Source organism: Companilactobacillus sp. FL22-3 (assembly GCF_054881455.1).
In genome coordinates, this window is the sequence record NZ_JBTYYZ010000003.1 from 17,265 (window position 1) to 33,751 (window position 16,487).

General features: G+C 37.9%; 10 protein-coding genes, 2 tRNA genes and 1 riboswitch. Of the genes, 3 read left to right on the top strand and 9 right to left on the bottom strand.

Annotation, left to right across the window (positions count from 1 at the left end; translation table 11 throughout):
• Nucleotides 1–14 precede the first annotated feature (14 nt).
• The 5 genes from ACYT32_RS03410 to ACYT32_RS03430 form a co-directional block, all read right to left on the bottom strand.
• Nucleotides 15–2,555: a YfhO family protein gene (locus ACYT32_RS03410; protein WP_395264735.1), complete on the bottom strand. Its 2,541-nt coding sequence runs from the start codon at nucleotides 2,553–2,555 to the stop codon at nucleotides 15–17.
• A 1,188-nt stretch (nucleotides 2,556–3,743) separates the two neighbouring features.
• Nucleotides 3,744–5,099: an FAD-dependent oxidoreductase gene (locus tag ACYT32_RS03415; RefSeq protein ID WP_395264733.1), complete on the bottom strand. Its 1,356-nt coding sequence runs from the start codon at nucleotides 5,097–5,099 to the stop codon at nucleotides 3,744–3,746.
• A 1,135-nt stretch (nucleotides 5,100–6,234) separates the two neighbouring features.
• Entirely contained in the window at nucleotides 6,235–7,446 is a 1,212-nt protein-coding gene (locus ACYT32_RS03420) for an NAD(P)H-dependent oxidoreductase (RefSeq protein WP_395264731.1), read from the bottom strand.
• Between the two features lie 10 nt (nucleotides 7,447–7,456).
• Nucleotides 7,457–8,065, bottom strand: coding sequence for an NADPH-dependent FMN reductase (locus tag ACYT32_RS03425; RefSeq protein ID WP_395264729.1), 609 nt, complete (start codon nucleotides 8,063–8,065; stop codon nucleotides 7,457–7,459).
• A 95-nt stretch (nucleotides 8,066–8,160) separates the two neighbouring features.
• On the bottom strand, nucleotides 8,161–9,090 hold the full coding sequence (locus tag ACYT32_RS03430; RefSeq protein ID WP_395264727.1) for an FAD:protein FMN transferase: 930 nt from the start codon (nucleotides 9,088–9,090) through the stop codon (nucleotides 8,161–8,163).
• 133 nt (nucleotides 9,091–9,223) lie between these two features.
• On the opposite strand from ACYT32_RS03430, the gene ACYT32_RS03435 reads away from it, so the two are divergent.
• Nucleotides 9,224–11,044 carry an FAD-binding protein gene (locus ACYT32_RS03435; RefSeq protein WP_395264726.1) on the top strand — a complete coding sequence of 607 codons (1,821 nt, stop codon included), beginning with the start codon at nucleotides 9,224–9,226 and terminating at the stop codon, nucleotides 11,042–11,044.
• Nucleotides 11,045–11,239: 195 nt separating this feature from the next.
• Here the strand turns inward: ACYT32_RS03435 and ACYT32_RS03440 are convergent.
• From ACYT32_RS03440 to ACYT32_RS03455, 4 genes are all read right to left on the bottom strand, one after another.
• A tRNA-Thr gene (locus ACYT32_RS03440) sits at nucleotides 11,240–11,312 on the bottom strand.
• A gap of 78 nt (nucleotides 11,313–11,390) precedes the next feature.
• Nucleotides 11,391–11,463, bottom strand: a tRNA-Asn gene (locus tag ACYT32_RS03445).
• Between the two features lie 63 nt (nucleotides 11,464–11,526).
• Nucleotides 11,527–12,816 carry a serine--tRNA ligase gene (gene serS, locus ACYT32_RS03450; protein ID WP_395264724.1) on the bottom strand — a complete coding sequence of 430 codons (1,290 nt, stop codon included), beginning with the start codon at nucleotides 12,814–12,816 and terminating at the stop codon, nucleotides 11,527–11,529.
• A gap of 349 nt (nucleotides 12,817–13,165) precedes the next feature.
• Nucleotides 13,166–14,614 (bottom strand): amino acid permease, encoded by a 1,449-nt coding sequence (locus ACYT32_RS03455; RefSeq protein WP_395264722.1) that lies wholly within the window; start codon nucleotides 14,612–14,614, stop codon nucleotides 13,166–13,168.
• 81 nt (nucleotides 14,615–14,695) lie between these two features.
• Nucleotides 14,696–14,872: riboswitch (Lysine riboswitch) on the bottom strand.
• 135 nt (nucleotides 14,873–15,007) lie between these two features.
• Between ACYT32_RS03455 and ACYT32_RS03460 the strand changes: the two genes are divergently transcribed.
• Together ACYT32_RS03460 and ACYT32_RS03465 are read left to right on the top strand one after the other, a co-directional pair.
• Entirely contained in the window at nucleotides 15,008–15,412 is a 405-nt protein-coding gene (locus tag ACYT32_RS03460) for a helix-turn-helix domain-containing protein (protein WP_461793362.1), read from the top strand.
• Between the two features lie 15 nt (nucleotides 15,413–15,427).
• A complete protein-coding gene (locus ACYT32_RS03465) occupies nucleotides 15,428–16,474 on the top strand; it encodes a hypothetical protein (RefSeq protein WP_395264718.1) in 1,047 nt (348 codons plus the stop codon).
• The last annotated feature ends 13 nt before the right edge of the window (nucleotides 16,475–16,487 follow it).

Sequence of the window (16,487 nt, forward strand, 5' to 3'; positions counted from 1 at the left end):
TTATATTCATTTAATTAAAACAATTTTCTCTTTTTTCTTTCAATACAATTAAAAGTGGCGAACAATCCTACCGATAAGATTGAGATGGACCAACCCAATTTCAATCCAGGAACTCGATAATTTAAAGCCACCTGATGCTTTCCGGCTTTGAGATTTACTGCCATTAAATTATCGACCACTTTATGAATTTTAGCTTTTTTACCATCAACCTTAATGCTCCAACCGTCATCGTAAGGAATACTGAATAGCATTGGCGAATCTTTGGCAACATCGATGGTTCCGCGAACTGTATCGTGATTCAATGTTGATGTGATCTTCAAAGAATTAGCTCGGAATTTTTTAAGGGAGGCTAAGAAGGCCGTTTGATCAAGTGATTGGAAGTAACTTGGATTTAAGTCTAAGGACTTATTGGTCATAATTTTGACGTCGACTTTTTCACCAGTTTTGAAATGTCCTAAGCGTAAAGTGGCTGCACTATAGACATTCATTGAAGCTGTTTGGACTCGTTTGCCATTCACATAAATTTTAGCGGTATCATAGTTCATCGGCGACACATAAAAATACAGCGGTCCACTAGTTCTTGTCGTCAATCGATAGTCATAAAGCGTCTTTTTCCCTACATCAGTTTGATCCATACTGCTGATATCGACATTTTTCAAATACTGATAACTATTACCGTTCAAAGCTTGCCAAAGTAAATCTTGATTAGTCAGAGCTTGCTTAGTGTACATTTGAAAATCATAGACATTTTTATCAACCAAAAATCCCATCGATGGTGCGCTATAATTTTCTTCAACGTGATAATGATTATCCCACTGCCGGATTCGATAATAGACTCCAAACAGAGCATTCGTTAAATTAGTTCCTCCATAGTAACTGATTCTTCGAACATTCAAACTAAAATATCCTAAATTGTGCATCATCTGCAAAGTGTCTTGGTTCAAAGTCGAACTATAGAGGCTCAAACCATTGATATTGAATAAAATAGGGTCGTTATAATTATTATATTTTTCCGGAAAAGCTTTGTTCAACCCTGATTTGGAAACGATTATTCGATGGCCCAATTGTTTTCGACCTTTAATATTTTTCAGGATGTCATTTTCCTTAACGAACTCTGCTCGATATACTAATTGATTGCCTAAACCGGCGGTACTGATTACCGCATTAAAGTTTGCAATCACTTCGAAGACGATCATCAACAACAATAAATTGATGACTTTTTGATTCCGATTTAACCCTAAAAGAATCAGGCCACTGACGATCACACAAACGATACTTAAGAAGAAGTAACGGCCGTCATATTGTCGATTTGGGGTACCGAAGCCGAGTTTCTCGATAATTTTGGGCAAGAGCCATTCTGTAATATAACCGATTGAAATCAAGATCCCCGCTAAACAAGTGCCTCTGACGACGGTATTCTGATCGCGGTAAACGCCGGCATCAAATGCTTTATAGGCCATAAAAACACAAACGAAGGAAAAAATAAAACTATTGCGAAATGGAAAACCAGCGGGGTTTTGGAACATGTGCCAAACCGTGTTGAAAGTCGTCACAAACATACTGATCAACAAGGCTCCAATCAATAGTGATGCATACCATTTATCTTTGTTGCTGATCTTGTTACTGACAAAATAACTCAATAGTAAAATCAAAACTGTCGAAGTCATAAAAACTGACGGACCATGTTCGAGTCTTTGGTCAAAAGTATTGCCGCCAATTCCTAATTGTGTCAATGCCTCTAAACCAAAACGAGCTGAAGGTAAATAATTCCACAAATTAAACGAAGTCTTCGCCGTCTTCATCATTCCGACCAAAGTTGGAACCAAGACTACCATTGAACTCAAGCCTGCCAAAACCGAAGTGATCAAATAATTTCTAATGATCAGCCACTTATTGTTAGCTTGGAATAGTTTATTCTCCAGACCAATATAGACGAAAAAACAAACCGAAAAAATACAGAGCATGTAGCCCAAGTAATAATTAAAAATAATTGCTAAAAGTAAGGAAACATAATAGAGCACGTAACGTTGCTGTTTAATCAGCTTTATCACCCCGACCGCAACTAACGGCAACATGATCAAAGCATCAAGCCACATCAAGTCGTAAAAATATGACGCCACAAAACCACAGAATCCATAAGCGACTGTGAACATGTAATTAGCGAAAAGCGTTTTATTGAAATAGCTTTTTAAAAAGTAAGCCATCGTAACGCCCATCGTGGCAATCTTTAGCATGATGATAATGTTTGCGGCCGCCGGTATCCCTTGTGGACTAAACAAAACGATCAATAAATTAAATGGTGACAACAAATAATAGCTTATAACCGGGAAAAAGTTATCTCCGAGTGATTGGCTGAAGAGATACAAGTGTAAATTACCCGAAACCAACTGCCGTCTGAGCTCAGTTAGAAAAGCTAAATATTGTGTCCCTAAATCACTACTCAAAAAATTATTGCTACCAAATGGGACTAAGCCTGAATAAGCAAATATAAATGAAATAATAATTAGGTTTAATAAAAACGCTCCAAAGTAATACAGGGCATGACGTTTCGACATAATTTTTCTCCTTCAATACTAATCAAATAATATGTGATAATGGCGCCAATTGCAAAAATGACGACAAAAAAAGAGCTTGCATATGCAAGCTCTGTCATCATATTTGTTTTCATATTTGTTTACCTCGGACTAATTATTATTTGATTTTGTTTTTGAATGTGAATGGTTTTGATTTTGTATTTTGTATTTTTGATGGTTTAGTTTAAAAATTTCTTTTCGTTGTAATTTCTGATCATCTTAGTGCAAGCTGCATCTAAGACGGAGACACCCGTTAGAACGAGAATTGGATGTTTTTTCATATTTTTCACCTCGTTTTTTGTATAGCCATACTTGACTATGTAATACATAATATCTGGATATTATGAAGTTGGTCGTAGGAAATTATGAACTTAATGTGAAGTTTCTTGCTTGGTTGATTGGTTGGTTGGTTTGGTGATGCTTTGGTATTGGTTCACTGCCGGCTTCCGTTCGGCTCTGAGGGGTCTGGAACGCCATGGGCATCGCTTTGAACCAATTGAAGTTCGCAATTGTTTCAAAGTCGAGCCTTGTTCTAAGTGTGCTTCGCCCACTAAGAACAATTTCATGGCTGAGACCCCTCAGAGCTCTCACTACAGCCTAGAATGTTAAAACATATTTGGATATCCCTCAAGTGAACAGGTTCAAGAGATAAAACAAGTTCAAAGGCAATAGCAAGTTCAAAGGCTAAAGATTAAAGTCAAAAACTTAAATCCTTAAAAGATAAAATGAACCAGTGTCTTTAAATGAATTAATATCTTTGATAGAAATTAAATAATGTATTGAATTGATATAGATAAAAGTCAATTCAATACATTTTTTTGTCTTGTCCTTTATCTTTTGCCCTTAAGCACCGAGGTTTTCCAGCTTCCACTCCTACCGAGCACAATCAAAAATGTGGGGACCCCTATATATATCACTAACAAATCAAATATGCAGTAACCCAAGTCAGGAGCGGAAGTTCTGGGGGATATCAGTGGTGAAATTTTACTTAATTGGCGAACCTTGCCAATTTAGTAAAAGGTCGAGCTTGAAGACAAGCGGTTCTCTTGGCTCCAAGTCGGCCCACCACGTTCCATATCCCCCAGAACTGGAGCGGATGACGGCAGTGAACAAAAAAAACACTGCACAAAAAAAAGCAGCCTTTCGGCTACTTAATTATTAATATCGTTGCTAATCAGTTACTTTTACTGAGTCAGCTTTTTCTACGGCAGCTCCAGCTAATGCACTGACATAGTTGACTGGCTTGTCAAAGTTTGGTTGGAACAAGAAATCAACCATTGATAATTCATCGATCGTAACGTTCTTTTGAATAGCTAATGATAAGAGGTTGGCAGATTGTGAAACGTCGTACTTACTTGTCAAAGCTCCACCAAGAACTTCTCTTGTTTCTGGATCCCAAACTAAGTTCATCAAAACTGGTGTAGTTGTCAACATGAATTCTGGACGGTAGTTATCTTCCAATGAAACTGTTTCAACTTTCTTGCCTAAAGCTTCGGCGTGAACTTTTGTCAAGCCACTGGCAGCATATGTTCTGCCAAACAATTCAACAGCTGAACTTGCTTGTGTACCCATGTATGCTTCGGTATCTTTTTCGATATTCTTACCTACTAAAATACCTTGACGTACGGAGTTAGTTGCTAATGGAATGTATTGATTGTCTTGAGTTGGGTTGTAGAAGACTGAAGCGGCATCTCCGGCTGAGAAGACGTCTGCTTTACTTGTGTGCATATATTCATCAACAATCAAAGCTCCATTTGGTAATGTTTCAAATTGATCTGAGAACATATCAGTATTAGGACGGAAACCAACGCACATAACGGCAATATCGGCTTCATATGAGTTCTTATCAGTCTTAACAATAACGCTGTGATCTGTTTCTTCGAATGATTGAACTTTTTCATTCAAGCCCAATGTAACGTTGTGATCACGGTAATCTTGTTCTGCTACTGCTGACATATTTGGATCTAAGTTCTTTGCTAAAACATCTGGCAAAGCATCGATCAAGGTTGTTTCTTTACCAAGTGTTGAATAGCCTTCTGCTAATTCGGCACCAATATATCCAGCACCGATAACGATTGCGCTCTTAATATCAGAAGCATTTTCCTTTAATTCTGTAGCGTTAGTCCAGTTCTTGCAGAGTTTTACTCGACTTGAATCAATTCCAGGAATTTGTGGAACGATTGGAGCAGAACCAGTTGTAATAACTAATTTGTCATAAGGCTGTTCAAAGGTTTCGCCGCTAACTAAGTTCTTAACTGATAATTTCTTAGCGTCAAAATCAATGTTAGTTACATCATGTTGCATGTGCATGTGAGCACCCATTTCTGTCAAAGCTTCTGGGCTAGCATAAAACATCTTATTAGGGTCTGAAACACGGTCACTGACCCACAAAGCAATCCCACATGATAAGAATGAAAGGTTATCATTACGTTCAAAGACGGAGACTTCCCAATCTGGATGCTCCTTTAAAATGTTCATTGCTGAAAATGTTCCAGCATGTGTACAACCTACGATACTAACTTTCATAATTGTAGCCACCTTTTTTACGTTATATTTACATTATAGTTAACATTTTAACATAATTAAAGCGTTTACATACTATTTAAAAAAATATATCTGGATTATAAATATTTGAATGTTAATTATAATTGCGTAACGTTATTCCTCATTTTCTCTATATCTGTGTATTAAGTATACAGGCGCCGAAAAAACTAGGTTACCATTATAATTGCACAAATAGTAGAATTTGTGTGTTTAATTATAAATAAATATTTTTATCAAAATTGAGTTACACTGTTTAAACACCTGTGGTATATTGTAATCGTGAAAGAGGTAGAGATATGAAAAATGCAAATTCCTTCTTTTTTTAACTCTTAATGTAGTTAACGGTACATCCTCATATCGTTAATCTTAAAAAGCTTACTCGCCTGGAAGAAAATTGCCCCCCTCAATCAATTTCCTTTCAAGGCGTATCCCATTATAATAATTACTTTGAATGCTTTCATTAATAACAAATCCCTCTCTATTTGACAATTTGGAAATCTCACAAGCGTTCATGTCTTACCTCCGACACTACTGGTAATGCTGCTACACATTCTTGTAGTAAAAAAAACAAGCCCGTCCCCCCAAGATGAGCTAGTTTTTTTTTGCCATTTTTTAATGTTTAGGCTTGAATCAGATTTATAAAAGAAATTTTTTCAAATATGAATCTTTCTGTTTAAACATATGTGGTATATTAATAACTGTGAAAGGGACAAAGATATGTAAATGCTATTTCTTCCTTTTTTTAACTCTTAATGAAGATAAGCGGTACATCCTCATACTGCTTACCTTATGCTTAACGCATTCTGAAAGAAGATTGCCCCCCTCAATCAATTTTCTTTCACACCCTCAAATGCGTATCCCATTACAATAATTTACTTTGAATGCTTTCATTAATTAACAAATTAATTAACAAATCCCTCAAATCCCTCTCTATTTGACAATAATATGGAAACCTCACAAGCATTCATATCTTTTCCCTGACACTACTGGTAATGCCGTTACACGCATGGTGTAACAAAAAAAACAAGCCCGTCCCCCCAGACAGGCTGTTTTTTTTTGCATTTTTTTCAATATTAATTCGAATAAAATCAGACAATTATCATTAATTCGTTTTGATTTAGTGCTTTGAAGCACTCGTTGTAGCATCGACTGTTTCGGTTTTAACTTCTGGTTTCTTAGAAGCACCGGAAGTTGCATCTAATTTAGCATCTGGATCCTTAACTAACTTTTGACCGGTAGCTTTGAGATATTCGTCAACGATTGGTTTTAGATCGACGGCCCACTCATTAACACCTTTGTAGTTGCCTTCTTCATCATGCATTGCTTTGTAATAATGCATAACATGATGCTTTTCTTCGTCGCCACCAGGGACAGGCATTGAAACTAAGTCCGTTTCGCCAGTTCTTAGAGCGTTGATAACTTGCTTAACATGTGTGATGACACGTTCGATGCTTGGATGAACTTTATCTAAACCATCACCCACTTGATCAGGAGTTCTTTTAGCTAACATCTTTTCAGTTGGCAAGAATTTATTGTAATAAATAAATTGATTATTCTCATCGACATAAGTCAATTCAATTGGAATCGTCTTGAGGAAGTAATTCAATTGATTAACTGTCAATAAACCACTATCTAATTTAACGTAAGTATTGCCGTCAACTGCATTGACCTTTTTAGCAGCCTGATCCAACCAATCATCAGCATTCATATCGATACCTTGAACAGTAGTGTCTGTTCCTTTCTTACCACTTAAATCTTCATCTTCGTATCCATTTGTTTGTCCCATCATATTAATCACCTTCGCAAATTTAACAAATTTTTCTAACGTTGATTGTAGAAAATCAATCGTTCGTTGATCCTTTAAATCATCATTTTCATCAAAAGCTTCTTTAACATTTCCTAACAAAAATTCATTCCCTGGCATAACGATAGCGTTGACACCGGGTGCCTCAAGAATCTGACGTAAGTGTAATTGTGCTCTGGAAGAACCTTGATTATGATATGAGGCTCCAACGATCATCACTGGCTTGCCATCCAAAGGATGAACTTCATAAGATAGCCATTCGATCACATTCTTTAACGCTGACGTGACGGTATGATTGTGTTCTGGTGTGGCCATGATAACTCCGTCAGCAGCACTGATCTTGCGGCATAAATTTTGAATTGCTTCACTGTTTGTTTGATCATCATCTTCATTGAACATCGGTACATCATTGATATTCAACAATTCGATATCAGCAACTCCTGCAAAATGTTTTTCCATAAATTGTAGTAACATTCGATTATATGATTGATCGGCAATCGATCCTGCTATTCCAACAAATTTCATCGTTTTCCCTCTAATCTTTGTCCCAGGAGAATTGTTCAGCCTTTTTCTTGTTGATGTCATGGGCATGATTCAATTCTTTGGAAATATTAACGAACTGTTCAAAGTCTTTAAAGAGACCATCCAATTGTTCAACCAATTGAACATCTTTTAAATCTCCTTTATCGTCAAACGCTTGTAATGAATGGCCTAATAAGAATTCAGAACTAGGCATGATCCGAGCTTTTAGTTCAGGTGAATCTAAAATCTGACGCAACTGAGCTTGGGCTCTTGATGATCCTAACGAACCGTACGAAGCACCGGTGATCATTACTGGCTTATCGACAAAGGGATGGATTTCATACGATAACCAGGCTAAGAAACTAGTCAAAGCGGCGGGAATCGAATGGTCATATTCTGGCGTTGAAATTATCACTCCATCAGCAGCCTCGATTCGTTGAGCAATTTTTTTGATTCCCTCAGGAATGTATTGATCAGCACTCTTCTTATAGATTGGAAAGCCTGCAATTTCAACTATCTCAATCGTAGCTTGATCTTGAAAATGTCTTTGCATATATTTTAGCAATTCCCGATTAGTTGATTGACTGGCATTGGTTCCAACAATAGCAATAAACTTATTCATATCATCATCCCATTTTCTATATATTCTCAAGTACATTGTAAAATGATTCACGAATAAAATCAATATAATTTTGTAATCGCTTTTATGTACAAAAATTATATTAAATGAAAGCTCGTCAACAGGCCACTAGTCACATGCGTCTGCAAATCTTTAGTCACAAAAATAGCCTCGATTCCAGGTTGCGATTCTATCAAAGCAGCTCCTTTTTCCATGCCTTGATAAAAGCCAATAGTAGACCAAATCTCGCCATCAATTGAACGATCACTCACAATCGTGACACTGGCCAGATTATTACTGATCGGATAACCGGTCTTGGAATCAAACATGTGGTGATACTCGTGACCATCGATAACTAACTTCCGTTCATAAATTCCAGACGTCCCAATCGACTTTGCCTTAGTTTGAATCACACCTAACGATACATCCCTTGGTGCAGTTGGATTTTGAACCCCAATATTCCACAACTTGTCAGCGTGCTGGCTTGGTCCAACTAATAAGACATTGCCACCTAAGTCAATGATGCCACTTTCTACACCACGTTTTTGCCACAACGCTTTAATACAATCGGCGATATAACCCTTAGCGATTCCGCCCAAATCAATCTCCATACCCTTTTCCAACAAAAAGACTGAGTGCTGTTGGTCATTAAGAAGGATTTTTTCTGGATCAATAATTTTTAGGCGTTCCTGAATAGCTGCATCTGTTGGTTTATTAGCACCCTTGAAGCCAATTTTCCACAATTTAACCAACGGTCCAATTGCGACATTGAACCCTAGATGTTTGCGACTGACCAAGACAGCTTCCTTAATCAGAGCATATGTATCCACAGGAACCTCGACTGCTTTGATCCCGGCGTTGTCATTGATCGACATGACCTCTGATTTAGTTCGATTGACAGTCAACTTATCTTCAAAACGCTGAATCAAGTTATACCCCGCCTCCAAATCATTTTCGGTGGCAGGCGTCGCAACTGATAAATTTATGACCGTTCCTAACGCATAATAACTCTTATTGATTAGTCCCATGATACTTCCTCAATTCGTTTCTAAATTCTTTATAGCAGTGAAACATGTCGTTTTCAATAATGAGAACTTATTCACAATGATTATATTTAGAGTTATATTAATCATAACATTGAGAGGAAATGGAGTGAGTGAAATGTTTGCAGATTCAAATTTAAAATGGAACGCAACTTATGATGTGATTGTCTTAGGATTCGGTGGTGCTGGAGCTTCGGCAGCTCGTTTTGCCGCAGATAACGGAGCCAAAGTTCTCATTACTGACTCAGCACCCGAAGGTCACGAAGGTGGTAATACCCGTTATGCAGGACAAGTTATTTCATCTGGTGATGATCTTGAAGATTTACGTAAGTATTACGAAGATTTAGCTTTCCCTTTGTCATATGATCACGATTTAATGGATACTTTTGTTCAAGGTCTCTATCAAATTCCTAATTATTTGAGTAAATATTTAGGCGTAACGCCTTTTATTATGGGTAAACATCCCGATTCACCAGTCTCAAAAGCCTTGTACTTCATGGCACATGAATACCCCGAATTCCGTGGTCAAAAGACTCATGAACTAGTCGCAGTCCACGAAGGAGTAGCTGACTCGGCACTGTGGAAAAATCTTCGTCAACAAGTCCTCAACCGAGCCGATCAAATTGATGTCTTGTACCATACGCCAGCCAAACACTTGATACAAGATCCTAAGAATCACGCCATTGTTGGTGTCCAAATCGAGCGTAACGGTCAACTATTGAACGTCCAAGCTAAGAACGGCATCGTTATGGCAACAGGTGGCTTTGAAAACAATCCGCAAATGGTCGAGAACTACTTAGGCGAAACTAGCCTCAATCCTATTGGCTCACTCTACAACAAGGGTATCGGCATTAAAATGGCCAGTGAAGTTGGTGCTAAACTCTATAATATGAATAATTACGAATCATATGGCATTTTCCATGGACTCACGCCAAAACCTAAAGCCGGTCAACGTTCACAATTCTTACCATTCGATTGGCCCGCTTTCCATCAAGGCAGTTTAATCGTTGTTGGCGATGATGGTACTCGCTACTTCGATGAAAATGAGATGCACCGTCACGGACACATTCAAGATCACGGAAACTGGCGGATTCCTTTGGCTCAACGTCATCCGTTCGTTATCTTCGACCAAAAGAAGTACGATGAATTAGCTAATGATAAAGACGCCCCTTACCCAGAATTTTTAGACTCAGTTGTTAAAGCTGACAACCTGACTGCTTTAGCAAAAGTCCTCGATGTCACAGTTGAAAAACTTAGTCAAACAATCAAGGACTTCAACCACTTTGCTGAAATAAAGCATGACTATGCCTTTAACCGTGACGCTGATACCTTGAGTGCCTTTGATGATGGTCCTTACTACGCTTTGGCCATGGTACAAGGATTATTGAATACTCAAGGAGGTCCGGTTCATAATTCTCAAGCTGAGGTGCTGGATAATGACGATACGGTGATCCCTCATTTATACGCTGCCGGTGAATTGGGTAGTTTAATGGGACGCCAATATAACGGTGGTAGTAACCTAGCCGAAGATTTGATTTTTGGAAAGATTGCCGGTGAAAATGCTGCTAGTCTTAAAAAAGAAATTGCTACACCGACAGTCGATGCTCAAACTTCTGCCAGCGTTCACGAATCCGGTCTTGGTTCAGATATCGGTGAAGAAAACTATGAGACTAAAGAGAATCAATATATCGGTAAATCGACTGCTGGGATGGGAAATGAAATCGTCGTCCGTGTTACCGCTGAGAACAAAGATGATATTCAAGCAATCGAAGTCCTAAAGCAAAGTGAATCCGATGATTATGGACTCAAAGCAGTCAAAGAATTACCACAAGAAATCGTGGCAAAAAACTCCGTTGATGTCGATTCAATTTCCGGTGCTTCTGCTTCTAGCAAAGCTATCAAAGAAGCTGTCGCCAATGCTTTAAAGCAAATTAAATAATTACTCAAACTATGAAGTTAGAACATAACTGTGGGACAAAAGCACAATTGCTTGTGCTTAGACTAAATAGAGCGGCAACTCGATTTTGAGTTGCCGCTCTATTTACATTAATACTTGTTTTTAGCAGGGAAAATAAAAAAAGAGAAACACTAAGGTTTCTCTTGGGAGTTTGTTACATCAATACTTTATCAAGAATGCCGTCTGCAGGAGTCGAACCTGTGACCGCCGGTTTACGATACCGATGCTCTACCAACTGAGCTAAGACGGCTTAATAAAAAGATTACATCTAATCTCATCAACTAGATGTAATCTATGGGACACCTAGGTAATTCCTAAGTATTTATAACTCCGGTTGTCAGACTCGAACTGACGACAACCTGATTAACAGTCAGGTGCTCTACCAACTGAGCTAAACCGGAATAATTTAATAGCTCTTAACAGAACTATTAAATCTTATCAATTTATAGACTTAAGGTCAATAACTATTTGGCATTTTCTTTAGTAATTTTAGTTACGCCACCCATGTATGGAACCAAAACTTCTGGGATTGTCACTGAACCATCTTCATTTTGATAGTTTTCAAGAATTGCAGCTACAGTACGGCCGGCAGCAAGTCCAGAACCATTCAAGGTATGAGCCAATTGTGTCTTACCATTGGCATCACGATATCTAATATGTGCTCGACGTGCTTGGAAGTCCAAACAGTTAGAACAACTTGAAACTTCACGATACTTATCTTGAGCAGGCATCCAGACTTCAAGGTCATAAGTCTTAGCGGAACTGAAACTAGCATCCCCACTTGAAAGTACGATCACGTGATATGGAAGGCCCAATTGCTTCAAGATATTTTCAGCATTAGCAGTCAATTTTTCCAATTCATTGTATGATTCTTCAGGTTTAGAAACTTTAACCATCTCGACCTTATTGAATTGGTGCATTCTGATCAAGCCACGAGTATCACGTCCAGCAGAACCAGCTTCAGAACGGAAACAAGGTGTCAAAGCTGTAACATACTTAGGCAAATCTTTTTCGTCCAAAATCTTATCGGCAAAGTAATTTGTCAAAGGAACTTCGGCTGTTGGAATTAAAGTCAAAGGATTTTCGTCAACCATAACCGTATAAACGTCTTCGGTAAACTTAGGAAATTGACTAGTTCCAAACATTGCTCCATTGTTGACCAAATATGGAGGGATAACTTCGGTATAACCTTCTTTTTGATGTTGATCCAACATAAAGTTATAAACCGCACGTTCAAGCCGAGCACCCATGCCGATGTAGTAAACGAAGCGTGATCCAGAAACCTTTGTGGCTTGTTCAAAGTCAAGAATTCCTAATTCTTCACCGATATCCCAGTGATGACGAGGTTTGAAACCTTCCTTAGGAATCGCACCAACTTTTCTGATTTCAACATTAGTACTATCATCAGGTCCAACTGGAACAGAATCATCAGGAATATTAGGTAGGCGGACCAAAATGTAATTCATCTTACCTTCAGTTTCTTCCAAGTCAGCATCGATTTTCTTAATGTCAGCTCCAACTTGTTTCATAGCAGCAATTTCATCACTAGCGTCTTCTTTATTACGTTTCTTGTTAGCGATACCTTGGGAAACTGTGTTTCTCTTTTCCTTCAAAGTTTCTGTTTGAACTAACAATTCACGACGTTTTTTATCATATGATAATAGTTCGTCAATTTCATCGCTTTTTACACCACGAGAAGCCAACTTGTTTTTGATCCATTCAGGGTCTTTTCTGATCAATTTAATATCTAACATAAACGCTCTCCTTTTACATATCAGTAATAACTTAATTTACTGTCACCATTTTGATTCAACCAAAACTGTGGCAAAAAAATCTTGAGAAAATAAAAAATGGCCGAATCATCCCTCTAAAGGGACGAATCGGCCATTCGCGGTACCACCCAGCTTCAGCGTATACAAATACACTGCACTTTCAGATTTTATCGGATCAACCCGAACGGCATTACCCGTTGCTAGAATGCTGGAATATATAACCATCACGATTTTCACCAACCATCGCTTCTCTGAAAGGTTTTTGAGTAGGCACTCTTTAAGCTTTTTAATATTCTTCGTTAATCATAATTTAATTTAGATCAAATTTCAACTAGTAGTCAGTGCCTCTTTTAGTTTCTTCGACATCAATATCTTCTAGTTTTAAGAATTTGGTCTTATATCTAATCTTGTAGTAAGCCCAGCAGATGAACAAAATAATCAATCCACTGTAGCTGATCAAGAGTCGGCCAAAGTTAAAGTCAACCATCGAACGAACATCTTGACCTAAGATGATGATGATTCCCAAGACAATGGCCAATAAAGGACCAAATGGGAACCACTTAGCTTTATACTTCAAATCGTCCAAGCTATAGCCCTTATACAGATAAGCTTTTCTGAAACGATAATGTGAAAAAGCAATTCCTAACCAGGCAATGAATCCAGTCAAACCAGAAGCTGCCACTAGTAATTCATAGAACGAATCACCATACAAACTCGTAAATAATGCAACTGCACCAACCAATGCTGTCAAAATCAATGAATAAACCGGTACTCCACGACCATTAGTTTTTTGAAAGGCCTTAGGTGCCATGCCGTTCTTACTCATTGACCACAACATCCGACTAGCAGCGTACAAACCGGAATTAGCTGCCGAAATAACCGAAGTTAAAATAACGGCGTTCATGATTCCAGCTGCCAAAGGAATACCGACTTTTTTGAAGACGATCGTGAAAGGACTGATAGCAATATCTCCTGCTCCTGATCCTAATAAATTAGGACTTGTATAAGGAATCAATGCTCCAATTACTGCAATTGACAAAATATAGAATAATAAAATTCTCCAAAAGACTTGTTTAATGGCCTTAGGAATACTCTTTTCAGGAGTTGCTGACTCACCAGCAGTGATCCCAATCAACTCAGTTCCTTGAAAAGAGAACCCGGCAACGACGAAGACGCTTAGGATAGCTGGTACTCCGCCTACGAATGGTGCACTTTTGTAGGTATAATTTGATAGACCAACTGAACCATGTCCACCTAAGATACCCATAATTGTCAAAATACCACAGATCAAAAAGATAATTACTGCTGCAACCTTGATCGATGAGAGCCAGTATTCCGTCTCACCGAAGGATCCTACTGAAATGAAGTTGATGACTAATAAAATGATCATAAAAGTCAAACTTATCTTCCAAGAAGACCAGCTTGGGAACCAATATCTCACCACCAAAGAAATAGTAGATAAATCTACCGCTAAAGTGATGGCCCAATTGAACCAATAATTCCAACCTAAAGCAAAGCCAAAGGCTGGATCAATAAATTTTGTTGCATATGTAGCAAAAGATCCTGAAACAGGCATATAAGTTGCCATTTCACCAAGACTGGTCATCAAGAAATAAACCATGATACCAATAGCCACATAAGCTATCAAGGCTCCTCCTGGTCCGGCGGTTGAGATAGACGAACCACTAGCAACGAACAAACCAGTACCAATAGATCCACCTAAGGCAATCATCGACAAATGACGGGTCTTCAACGACCTGTTCACATCATTATTTTCCATCTTTAATTCCCCTTTTTTGGACAAAAAAATCCTTATTATCAGAGGAACTACCGACAATAAGGATTATATGTAATTATCCCATTAATCAATAGCTCAACGTTTCTTTGAAACGACAGTCTACTGCCTCTTAAGCAATAGCCCAATCAAGTTACTAAGTAGGAATAACTGATTTCGGCAAACTTCCCTTTCATATTTTTTCAAAGTACCCTATTTGCACTCAAAAATATTAATAATAAAGATTGCACCTCTATCTGATTACAAAATATTATAAATAAATGTTAAGATAGTAGCAAGTAGTGTTTTATATATTTGAAATTTTTAATTAACGTTGCCGGGGAAGACACAATGTTGTAGCAAATTTTTTTAGTCATGCAGGACGTTGAAAAATACCGAATGCTCACAGTTATTAAATCAATACATCCTCGTGAAGTAAACTTAAGTAACATCAGTAACCGTCTCGAATTCACATATCAAAAAACTTATAATATTTTTCAAGCACTGCTTGAAGACTTGGCTGATGTTGCTCCAGATATTGACGCAAGCGATACCCAAATCGAATCAATTGATTTTAGTAAAGTTTCAATCGATACATGCAGATTGTACTTAGTTAAAAATTCGATCGTTTTCCAAGCTTTTAATTATGGACTGCTCAACGTAAATTTATCGTTTGAGAGCTTCAGTAACGAACACTTTACCAGTAAGTCGACTTTAAATCGGCGCATGGCCAAGTTCCGTGCCTTCTTGAAGAACTTTGGTTTAAAGATTTCAAATTCTACACTTGAAATCAAAGGTAATTAAAAAAATATTCGGTGGATGGCATACTACGTTTATTGGTATACCTACCATGGTCAAGAATGGCCTTTCGAATTAGTTCAAGAAAAAATGATCGATGAAATCATCGACAAAGCTCATGTAACTTTCGACAATCCCATCGTTCACTTCCAATTAAAGTATTTCCTAGCAATTTCTAGAATTCGCCTGATCAAACACAACTATATCGACGAATTGCCATACTATAAAGATGTTTTCGGTGATCAAAACCTGGCCAATGACATCCTTGATTCCGATGACTACCCAATCGTTCCCAGCGGCAGTCTTCACAACGAAAACAAATTGATCAACTTATTCAGAAATACAGCCTTTCAACCAAGTGACAGAGCTTTTGAACAACCTATCAATGCTACCGCCAGAATTAATCCCAAGTTCTATGCTCTCGTTTATCACTCTATAGATTTTCTTAAAGAACATTATCACGACGACATGAGTGTTTACCACGATCAAAAGACTTTGAAACATATTATGACCTACGTCACTCGTGACATTGTCTTCTACTACATCATGGCTCCATACTCAGTCATGCATTTGGATACGATGTTTGATAATTACGACGAGCGAGCTTATACCGATTTGTATAAAGATATTTATACCTTCTTCTCCAATATCGATGAGAACGAATTTCCTGGCATCTACATCGCCTCTGAATTGATTTCAAGGGATTTATACCAGGTCCTACCTAGTTACATCTCAACCGTTCGTCAGGAGGATATTATCCGGGTTAAAGTGTTGATAGATCCCGGTAATCAAGCAGCCGAAGTCGTCTTGAGAAATATCCGTAACCTTGAATTCGTCGAAGTCGTTCCTAGTAGTGCCTACGAGAATGTCGATGTTTTAATAACCTCATTAGATATTTTGCCGTTAGACATTGAGAAGAAAAAATATCCAAGCAATCTTAAAGTAATCTCTTGGGATATTTCTTCGACTAGACCAGACTATATCTGGCTCTTGATTCAATTGAATCAAGTTTATGTCCGCAAACTTAAAAGTAAAATTGAAAGTAATAAAGAACAAGAAGCGCTCTAAAGTAAAGAAGGAA

Excerpts from the sequence above, each read along its gene's own strand:
- ACYT32_RS03410 (WP_395264735.1), bottom strand. The coding sequence starts at position 2,555 with ATGTCGAAACGTCATGCCCTGTATTACTTTGGAGCGTTTTTATTAAAC.
- ACYT32_RS03415 (WP_395264733.1), bottom strand. The coding sequence starts at position 5,099 with ATGAAAGTTAGTATCGTAGGTTGTACACATGCTGGAACATTTTCAGCA.
- ACYT32_RS03420 (WP_395264731.1), bottom strand. The coding sequence starts at position 7,446 with ATGAAATTTGTTGGAATAGCAGGATCGATTGCCGATCAATCATATAAT.
- ACYT32_RS03425 (WP_395264729.1), bottom strand. The coding sequence starts at position 8,065 with ATGAATAAGTTTATTGCTATTGTTGGAACCAATGCCAGTCAATCAACT.
- ACYT32_RS03430 (WP_395264727.1), bottom strand. The coding sequence starts at position 9,090 with ATGGGACTAATCAATAAGAGTTATTATGCGTTAGGAACGGTCATAAAT.
- ACYT32_RS03435 (WP_395264726.1), top strand. The coding sequence starts at position 9,224 with ATGTTTGCAGATTCAAATTTAAAATGGAACGCAACTTATGATGTGATT.
- serS (WP_395264724.1), bottom strand. The coding sequence starts at position 12,816 with ATGTTAGATATTAAATTGATCAGAAAAGACCCTGAATGGATCAAAAAC.
- ACYT32_RS03455 (WP_395264722.1), bottom strand. The coding sequence starts at position 14,614 with ATGGAAAATAATGATGTGAACAGGTCGTTGAAGACCCGTCATTTGTCG.
- ACYT32_RS03460 (WP_461793362.1), top strand. The coding sequence starts at position 15,008 with ATGCTCACAGTTATTAAATCAATACATCCTCGTGAAGTAAACTTAAGT.
- ACYT32_RS03465 (WP_395264718.1), top strand. The coding sequence starts at position 15,428 with ATGGCATACTACGTTTATTGGTATACCTACCATGGTCAAGAATGGCCT.